This window comes from Empedobacter sp. UBA7252, assembly GCF_002472765.1.
Classification (GTDB): Bacteria; Bacteroidota; Bacteroidia; order Flavobacteriales; family Weeksellaceae; genus Empedobacter; species Empedobacter falsenii_B.
On the sequence record NZ_DKSQ01000005.1, the window covers coordinates 1 to 10349 of the forward strand.

8 protein-coding genes are annotated in these 10349 nt (G+C 33.6%); all 8 read left to right on the forward strand.

Annotated elements, in window-relative coordinates:
* Positions 1-752 precede the first annotated feature (752 nt).
* On the forward strand, positions 753-1910 hold the full coding sequence (locus tag B2X73_RS01720) for a homogentisate 1,2-dioxygenase (RefSeq protein ID WP_291095599.1): 1158 nt from the start codon (positions 753-755) through the stop codon (positions 1908-1910).
* A 224-nt stretch (positions 1911-2134) separates the two neighbouring features.
* Positions 2135-3265 carry a 4-hydroxyphenylpyruvate dioxygenase gene (hppD, locus tag B2X73_RS01725; RefSeq protein WP_038335703.1) on the forward strand — a complete coding sequence of 377 codons (1131 nt, stop codon included), beginning with the start codon at positions 2135-2137 and terminating at the stop codon, positions 3263-3265.
* Between the two features lie 143 nt (positions 3266-3408).
* Positions 3409-4197, forward strand: coding sequence for a phosphatase PAP2 family protein (locus B2X73_RS01730; protein WP_291095601.1), 789 nt, complete (start codon positions 3409-3411; stop codon positions 4195-4197).
* A 128-nt stretch (positions 4198-4325) separates the two neighbouring features.
* Entirely contained in the window at positions 4326-5585 is a 1260-nt protein-coding gene (locus B2X73_RS01735) for a dihydrolipoamide acetyltransferase family protein (RefSeq protein WP_291078217.1), read from the forward strand.
* A gap of 5 nt (positions 5586-5590) precedes the next feature.
* Entirely contained in the window at positions 5591-7645 is a 2055-nt protein-coding gene (locus tag B2X73_RS01740) for an alpha-ketoacid dehydrogenase subunit alpha/beta (protein ID WP_291094244.1), read from the forward strand.
* Between the two features lie 117 nt (positions 7646-7762).
* Positions 7763-9100, forward strand: coding sequence for a phenylacetate--CoA ligase family protein (locus B2X73_RS01745; protein ID WP_291095603.1), 1338 nt, complete (start codon positions 7763-7765; stop codon positions 9098-9100).
* Between the two features lie 4 nt (positions 9101-9104).
* Positions 9105-9677, forward strand: coding sequence for a TetR/AcrR family transcriptional regulator (locus B2X73_RS01750; protein WP_038335706.1), 573 nt, complete (start codon positions 9105-9107; stop codon positions 9675-9677).
* Position 9678: 1 nt separating this feature from the next.
* Positions 9679-10349, forward strand: a 671-nt coding sequence (locus B2X73_RS01755) for an FAD-binding oxidoreductase (RefSeq protein WP_291095605.1), incomplete at its 3' end; no start/stop codon positions are given.

Genomic DNA, 10349 nt, shown 5'->3' on the forward strand with positions numbered 1-10349 from the left:
GCTAAAACCTTTTTTACGTTTTATTCAATCATTTTCTTAACGTGTGAGTTTTAATGCCAGTTTCTTAATTCTTTTTCAATATTCAAATTCATTTTAACAATGAATTTTAAAACCGTCATTGCTGAAGAGTCGAGCGTCAATTCGGCGTAGTGAGCGTTAACAATGATTTATGTTCGCATTTCTTATGCGAATGTTCTAAAGCATTTAGTGAGTAGTAATTATTGACCGACTTGTATGCACGGACTTGATTTTTTTGGTTCGCTTTGGATCAAGCCAAAATGAATATATAATCTTTTCTAACCACAATAGAAGCATAGGTTTTTGCTACGTTCTACGCTTGACGTAATACGTTTTCATATAACAGCGAATTTTAGCTAGAATAACGGTATTAACAACCATTCAGTATCTCAATAAAGAAACATAAATAATCTCAAAATTAATCTAGTTCAATAATGCCCTACGGGTTATATGTAGTTTTTTAAAAATATTGAAAATAATTGTTGTAAAGCATTTTTTAGTAAGGTATTTTGTACAATCAAAAAATGTTTCTATCTTTGAGATAGCCACAGAAAAGAAATGCAAACAATTAAAGAAAATATTAAACCTTTATTTGTTGGAATGAATAAGCAAACTTCTGCTTTACTTTCCAAAATTGTATTTGCTCAATATTCACACTAGAATATTGCAGATTATTTGTTGACGAATCTCGTCATCTATATCCCTTTTCATCAAAATAACAAACAAAATACGATATGCCACTTTATCATCATTTGGGAGAATTCCCACAAAAGCGACATACGGTATTCCGAAAACCAAATGGAGAATTATATGCAGAAGAATTAGTTTCTACGCATGGATTTTCGAGTACGTATTCCAATGTTTACCACTGTTATCCACCAACTTTGGTAAAAGGGATTAGCGAACCTTATTCGGTAGAGCCAAAAATTGCTCGCGCAAAACATTTAAAACATACATCTTTAAAAGGTTTCAAAGTAAAGCCAACCAAAGATTATTTAGAATCTCGTGTGCCAGTTTTGGTAAACAATGATTTGCATATTTCATTGGCTGCACCACAAGAGTCGATGACTGATTATTTCTACAAAAATTCGATGGCGGATGAAGTGATTTTTATTCACGAAGGTTCTGGAGTTTTAAAAACGGGTTATGGACAAATTGAATTTGAATATGGAGATTATTTAGTGATTCCACGCGGAATTATTTATCAGCTAAATTTTAATGATTCAAATAATCGTCTATTTATTACAGAATCATTTAGTCCAGTTGAAACGCCTCGTCGTTATCGCAATCATTTTGGACAATTAATGGAACATTCACCTTTTTGTGAGCGTGATATTAAACGTCCTCAAAATCTTGAAACCAATGATGAACACGGAGATTTTAAGATTATGATCAAAAAAGAAGGATTAATTTATCCGTATGTTTATGGAACTCATCCTTTTGATTTTGTAGGTTGGGATGGTTATCATTATCCATGGGCTTTTTCTATTCATAATTTCGAGCCAATTACAGGTCGTATTCATCAGCCACCGCCTGTTCATCAAACTTTTGAAGGTGCAGGTTTTGTGATTTGTAGTTTTGTTCCACGTCTTTTCGATTATCATCCAAATGCGATTCCAGCTCCTTATAACCATAGTAATGTAGACTCTGATGAAATTTTATATTATGTGGATGGAGATTTTATGTCGAGAAAATCGGTTGAGAAAGGGCAAATTACATTACATCCAGCAGGAATTCCGCATGGACCACATCCAGGAACAGTTGAAAAATCTATTGGAGCGAAAGAAACACACGAATTAGCGGTGATGATTGATCCTTTCAGACCATTGATGTTAACCGAACAAGCGTTAGAAATAGAAGATCCAGATTATTATAAATCTTGGCTTTATTAAGAGATTTTAATTTTGTTCTAAGTTCTAAGTTCTAAGTTCTAAGTTCTAAGTTCTAAGTTTATTGTCATTCTGAGCTTGTCGAATAATCTAAGAAAGGGTTTTATAAAAGTCATTATGAACTTGATTGAAAATCAAATATTTTAAGTCAAGAGAAACTGAATAAATCATATACAGTAAAACTCAATACATTTTACATAATACAATAAAATAAAAAACACAATAAAATGAGTACACAAACATTTGCAGAAAAAATAGCATTAGCACAAGATTTTCTTCCAATCAATGGAACAGATTATATCGAATTTTATGTTGGTAATGCAAAACAATCTGCACATTATTACAAAACAGCTTTCGGATTTCAAGAAGTTGCATATGCTGGCCCAGAAACTGGAGTGAGAGATAGAGCTTCTTATGTTTTACAACAAGGGAAAATTCGTTTAGTTTTAACATCTGGCTTAAAATCTGATTCTCCAATTTGTCAACATGCTATGAAACATGGTGATGGAGTTAAAATTTTAGCACTTTGGGTAGATGATGCGTATGATGCTTTTGTGCAAACAACAAAACGTGGAGGGAAGCCTTATATGGAGCCAACTACGATTACAGATGAGTTTGGTGAAGTAAAAATGTCTGGAATTTATACATATGGTGAAACCGTGCATATGTTCATCGAACGTAAAAATTATGAAGGTCCTTTTATGCCAGGCTATGTGAAGTCTGAATCAACATATCAACCAACAGATTGTGGTTTATTGTATGTGGATCATTGCGTTGGTAATGTGGGTTGGAATCGTATGAACGAAGCGGTTGCTTGGTACCAAGATGTCATGGGATTTGTAAATATTTTATCGTTTGATGATAAACAAATCAATACAGAATATTCAGCATTAATGTCGAAAGTGATGAGTAACGGAAATGGTTATTCAAAGTTCCCTATTAATGAGCCTGCAGAAGGTCAAAAGAAATCTCAAGTAGAAGAATATTTAGATTTTTACGAAGGAGAAGGAGTGCAGCATATTGCAGTTGCAACTAAGGATATTGTAAAAACTGTGACAGAACTTAAATCTCGTGGAGTTGAGTTTTTATCAGCGCCACCAGAGGCTTATTACGATATGATTCCAGAGCGCGTTGGTGAAATTGATGAGGATATTAAGAAGTTACAAGATCTAGGAATTTTGGTTGATTGTGATGAAGAAGGTTATTTGTTACAAATTTTTACGAAACCAGTCGAAGATCGTCCAACATTATTCTACGAAATTATCGAGCGTCATGGAGCGCAATCGTTTGGAGCAGGTAATTTCAAAGCATTGTTCGAAGCATTAGAAAGAGAACAAGAACGTCGAGGAAATTTATAAATAGATATTTTTAAAAGCCATTGGATTATTTCTAATGGCTTTTTTCTTAATCAAATATTAAGTTTTGTGTAAGGAGGTTTCAAATACATTTGTTCAATAAAATGAATGTGAAAATGAACCAAATTAAAACAAAAACGATAGTTATGAATTGTGTATTACTTTCAATATTTTCGATAAAAGGAAATGCACAAGATACAATTCAGCAAACTAAAACCGATTCTATTCAACTTGATTCTATTCCAAAGCAAACATTTAATCCAGAAGATAAAGTTTATCATTTCAACGACAAAAAGTTGATTATTCCTGCGACTTTAATTACATACGGAAGTTTGAGTTTGGCAATTCCAGCATTGGATAATTTAAATAAATCTACTCAAAACGAAATTTTAGAAGATAAAACAAAAGGAAATAAATTTGATAATTATACACAATATTTACCTGCAGCAGCGGTTTATGGATTGAATTTGGCTGGCGTTCAAGGGAAACATAATTTACGAGATCGTACAATAATTTTTGCAACTTCTCAAATCATCAATACAGGTTTGGTAATGGGGTTAAAGCACGCTGTGCAAGAAGAAAGACCCGATGGTACAAACAATCTTTCTTTTCCTTCTGGACATACGGCGAATGCGTTTTCTACGGCTCAATTTATGTTTCGAGAATATCAAGATTCTAATTTTTGGTTGAGTTTGGCTGGATATCCTTTGGCAGCTTTTACAGGTGTTTATCGTGTTATCAACAATCGCCATTGGGTTGGAGATGTTGTTGCTGGAGCGGGAATAGGAATTTTATCGACGGAATTGGCGTATTGGTTATTTCCTACGATTAACAATTGGTTTTCTGCAAAGAATAAAGAGTCAAAAATAGCAACAATGGTTTTTCCTGTGTATCAAAATAATCAAGCAGGAGTTGGTTTGGTGATGAGGTTTTAATAGAATTGAGTTTTGGATAATGTAATAGCTACACTAAAAAAGCAAAATTTCAATGAATATTTCAACTAACATTCATTAGTTTTATAAAAAATCATTATCTTCAACGCTCAAAACTGCAAATAAATAAAATGAAGAATATAGAACTAACGATTCCAAAATTGGGAGAAAGTGTTGAGTCTGTACAATTAGTTCGTTTTACAAAAAACGTTGGCGATTTCATTCAAGAGGATGAGGTAATTGCCGAAGTTTCGACGGATAAAGTAGATTCTGATGTGTCTTCTACAACTGCTGGAAAGATTATTGAGTTTAGATTTAATGAAGGAGATGAAATAAAAATTGGAGAAGTTTTCGCTTTAATTGAGCTTTCAGAAAATCAACAACAATCAGCTCAAAAAACTGAAAATGTTGAAGAAAAAAAGATTGAAACTGTTACAATTTCACAAACTATAAATTCAATCGATACAAATCAATTTTTATCACCTTTGGTAAAAAGTATTATTCAAAAAGAAAATCTTCAATCAACTGATATTTCACAAATAAAAGGTTCTGGACGTGATGGAAGAATTTCGAAAAATGATGTAATGAATTATATTCAAAATAAATCATTTACAACTAATAATTCAAGTAATACTTTAAGTCAAAATAATATAGTTTCAAGTTCTTCTTTTGGAGCGAAAGATGAAATCATTGAGATGGATAAAATGCGTCAAGTGATTTCGAAACACATGAAAAAGAGTAAACAAACTTCGCCTCATGTGACGGCTTATGTTGAACCTGATGTAACGAATTTTGTGAAATGGCGCGAAGAAAATAAAGCTCCTTTTGAAGCAAAATACAAACAGAAATTAACGTTTACGCCGTTAATTGTAGATTGTGTTGTACGAGCAATTAAAGACTTTCCTATGATTAATGTATCAGTTGATGAGACTGAGACTAAAATAATCAAACACAATGAGATAAATATTGGAATTGCAACGGCTTTACCAAACAATAATTTGATTGTTCCTGTTATTCATCAAGCCAATGAATTAAATTTAGAAGGTTTAGCAAAAGGTGTAAATTCAATTGTAGATAAAGCAAGAAATAATAAACTTTCGCCAGATGATGTTCGTGGAGGAACGTTCACAATAAGTAATGTGGGGACTTTTGGTAATTTGATGGGAACGCCAATTATCAATCAACCTGAAGTGGCAATTTTAGCGACTGGTGTGATCAAGAAAAAACCTGCGGTTTTAGAAACTGAATTTGGAGATATTATCGTAGCAAGACAATTTATGTATTTGTCACTTTCGTTTGATCATCGTGTGATAGACGGATCTTTGGGAGGTGTTTTCTTGAAACGAATTTCAGATTACATGGAGAATTGGGATGTTAACACGCAAATTTAATCAGAATGGAAACCACATTATCAACAAGAACATTACTTAAACAAGCATACGAATTATTGGTTACTGCAAAATCTTTAACCGAATTATACGAAGAAAATAAAGCTGTAACAAGCAAATATGTACACGCAACAGCGCGTGGACACGAAGCAATTCAAATTGCAACAGGATTACAATTATTACCACAAGATTATTTAAGCGCTTATTACCGTGACGATGCAATGTTACTATCAATCGGAATTACGCCTTATGAATTGATGCTGCAATTATTAGCAAAACGCGACGATATTTTTTCTGGAGGAAGAACCTATTATTCTCATCCAAGTTTGCGTCGTGATAATATGCCGAAAATTCCACATCAGAGTAGTGCAACGGGAATGCAAGCGATTCCAACAACGGGAATTGCGATGGGAATGCAGTACAAAGAATTAGAAGGTCTTTGTGACGAAGATGTAAAACCAATTGCGGTTTGTTCATTAGGAGATGCGTCTTGTACAGAAGGCGAAGTGGCAGAAGCTTTCCAAATGGCAGCACTGAAACAATTGCCAATTTTATATTTGGTTCAAGATAACGAATGGGATATTTCTGCATCGGCAGATGAAATTCGTGCGCAGGATATCGCCCATTATGCGAAAGGTTTCAAAGGTTTAGAGGTTTTTGTGGTTGATGGAACGGATTTCTTGGCTTCTTTTGAAACGATTCAACGTGCAATTGAAATTATTCGTACAGAACGTCGTCCGATTTTGGTTCATGCAAAAGTTCCTTTATTGAATCATCATACATCTGGCGTTCGCAAAGAATGGTACAGAGATGATTTAGAGGAAGCACAATCTCGTGATCCTTACGAAAAATTAAAGGATACATTATTAAATGAAGGTTTCGATGAAATTGATTTAATCGAAATTGAAAATAAGATAAAAGAACAAGTTCAGGCTGAATATCAAGAAGCGTTAAAAGCAGAAGATCCTCATCCCGAAGATTTATATACGCATGTTTTTGCGCCAACACCGATTAACGAAGAAAAAGGAAATCGTTCACCAGAAGGAAAAGAAAAAACAGTAATGGTAGATTCTGCATTATTTGCGATTCGCGAATTGATGGCAGAACATCCAGAAGCTTTATTATATGGACAAGATGTAGGATTGCGTTTGGGCGGAGTTTTTCGTGAAGCAGCAACTTTAGCAAAACAATATGGTAAAAATCGTGTATTTAATACACCAATTCAAGAAGCGTTTATAATCGGATCTACAGTTGGAATGTCTGCAGTTGGCTTAAAACCAATTGTTGAGGTGCAATTTGCAGATTATATTTGGCCAGGTCTTAATCAATTGTTTACAGAAGTAGCGCGTTCTAATTACTTATCGAATGGTAAATGGCCTGTTTCGATGATTTTACGTGTGCCAATTGGTGCGTACGGAAGTGGAGGCCCTTATCATTCAAGTTCTGTAGAAAGTGTTTTGACGAATATTAAAGGAATTAAAATTGCGTATCCATCTACTGGAGCGGATTTGAAAGGTTTGATGAAAGCAGCTTATTACGATCCAAATCCTGTGGTAATGCTAGAGCACAAAGGGTTGTATTGGAGTAAAATAAAAGGAACAGAAGATGCTGCGACAGTTGAGCCGGACGAAGATTATGTATTGCCTTTTGGTAAAGCACGTGAAGTTTTAACGGCTGAATCTTCTCAAAATCATAATTCTGTTTCGATTATTACATACGGAATGGGAGTGTATTGGGCAAAACAAGCTGCGAAAGATTTTCCTAATCAAGTCGAAATAATCGATTTACGAACATTAGTTCCGTTAGATGAAGAAACTATCTTTAATAGTGTAAAAAAACATAATCGTTGTATTGTTTTGACAGAAGAAGTGAAGCAAAACTCTTTTGCACAGAGCATTTCAGGCTTAATTAATGAAGAGTGTTTTGAGTATTTAGATGCACCAATTCGTGTGTTAGGAGCGCAAGATATGCCAGCAATTCCATTAAATTCGACTTTAGAAACAGAAATGTTACCAAATGCAGAAAAGTTAAAGGTGTTGATTAATAATGTTTTATATTATTAATTAGTGTGATAGTTAATTATAATTGTAAATTTTACACCAAAAAAACTAACGTTCGTTAGTTTATGTTAATTTTTTGATTAAATTTGTTGTTATCAAAAATCAAAATCTGCAAAAATTATGATATTTAATCCCGAGATAGAACAAATGCCAATTGAAAAATTGCGCGTTCTTCAAAACGAAAGACTTCAAAATATGTTACAAAAAGTGTACAACAATGTACCTTTTTACAAAGAAGCATTTGATGCAGCTGGAATAAAACCAGAAGACATCAAAGGTGTTGAAGATCTACACAAATTACCTTTCACCAAAAAAACACATTTAAGAGAGAACTATCCGTTCGGATTATTTGCAGAACCAAAGAGCAACGTAATCCGTTTACATTGTTCAAGTGGCACAACAGGAAAACCAACAGTTGTAGGTTATACCAAAAACGACATCGAATTATTTTCAGAAGTAGTAGCACGTTCTTTAGCAGCTTCTGGATGCGAACCAGGAATGACATTACAAAATGCCTATGGTTATGGTTTGTTTACTGGAGGTTTGGGATTACATTATGGAGCAGAAAAATTAGGAATGACAGTTATTCCTATTTCTGGTGGAAATACTGAAAAACAAATCATGTTGTTGAAAGATTTTCAGGCTGATGCGATTTGTGCAACACCATCGTATGCATTAACAGTAGCTGAGGAAATCAAGAAAAGAGGCGAATCATTAGAAAGCTTAAATCTTAAGTTTGCGATTTTAGGATCAGAACCATGGTCAGAAGCATTACGTCAAGAAGTAGAAGGAAGTTTAAACATCAAAGCTTCTAATATCTATGGATTGAGCGAAATTATCGGACCTGGTGTATCTAATGAAGATTATGAAGAGCAAGGAACAGGATCTTACATTTGGGAAGACCACTTCTTTCCAGAGATTGTAGACGAGAAAACAGGTGAGCCTGTGCCTTATGGACAACCTGGAGTTTTAGTGATTACAACGTTAACAAAAGAAGCTTTACCATTGGTGCGTTATTGGACGGGAGATATCACAACCCTTACGTACGAATATTCTAAGAAAAGAACGCATATCAAAATGGGACCAATTATTGGTCGTGCAGATGATATGATGATTATTAGAGGTGTAAATTTCTTTCACACACAAATCGCTGATTTTATTCCAGAATTTCCAGAATTATCGCCAAATTATCAAGTAGTTTTAACAAAACCTAAAAATATGGATGCTGTAGAAGTTGGATTTGAAATTAATCCTGACTATTTTGCAAGCCAAGGTTTCACTTGTGATAATTTGAACGACGAATCTAATCATGCATGTTGCAAATTAATCTCTAATATTCACAAAAAAATTAGAGACAATATTGGATTAGGAATGAATGTTAAATTGTATCAAGTTGATGAACTTCCGAAAAGTGAAGGAGGAAAATTAAACCGAATCATCGATAACAGACATTTATAAATATATGCCTAAACAAAGTAAAAAAGAACTGATTATTCAAGAAGCTGCCTTAATCTTTAAACAAAAAGGTTATTCGGCAACATCAATGCGTGAACTGGCTGAAAAGGTTGGAATGGAAGCCGCAAGTTTATACAATCATATTCGTTCGAAAGACGAAATTTTAGAAGAGATTTGTTTTAAAGTTGCTAATCAATATGTTTCTCACATTAGCTCGATCGAAGATACAAACGAATCAAATGTTCAGAAATTGAGAGATTTAATTCAATTGCATGTCAGAATGATTATTGATGAGCCAAACGAAGTTTCTGTTGCAAATAATGATTGGAAAAATCTTTCGGATACGAAAAAGGATTTGTATAAAACAATTCGAAAAGGATACGAAAAAAGAATCGCCAATCTTATCAAAGCAGGAATTGCAGCAGGTGAATTTAAAGATTTGAATGTTTCGGTTGCTTTATTTACTTTATTATCATCATTACGTTGGATAGAATTGTGGTACAAACCTGGACGAGATATCTCACCAGAGCAGTTAGAAAATGACTTAATGACACTATTAATTAACGGATTTCAAAAATAATATGGCTATAAATTTTCACCAATTACGCGTTAAAAATGTAAAAAAGGAAACACCAGATTGTGTATCCGTTACATTTGAAGTGCCAGAAGAATTAAACCAAGAATTCAAATTCAAACATGGTCAATATTTAACGTTTAAGAATTTTCACAATAACGAAGAAATTAGACGTTCTTACTCAATTTGTTCAAGTCCTTTGGATAATGAATTAAGAGTTGCTGTAAAGAAAATTGAGGATGGAATTTTCTCGACATTTGTTAACGATACAATCAAAGTTGGCGATGTTCTTGATGTAATGACTCCACAAGGAAATTTCTTTACAGAAGTACACGAAGACAACAAAAAGTTATATGTAGGAATTGTGGCGGGATCTGGAATTACACCAGTACTTTCGATTATCAAAACAGTTCTACAAACAGAACCTAACAGTCAATTTGTGCTGTTATATGGAAACAGAAACAAAAGTTCGATTATTTTTAAAGAAGAAATCGAAGCATTAAAAAATAGATACATGGAACGCATTAGCGTTTACAATATCTTGAGTCGTGAAACGGCTGATGCTGAGATTTTGAGTGGTCGTATTGATAAATCAAAAATTGAATATTTCTTGCAAAATATCATCGATCCAAAAGAAGTAAGCGAAGTTTTCCTTTGTGGACCAGAAGAAATGATTTT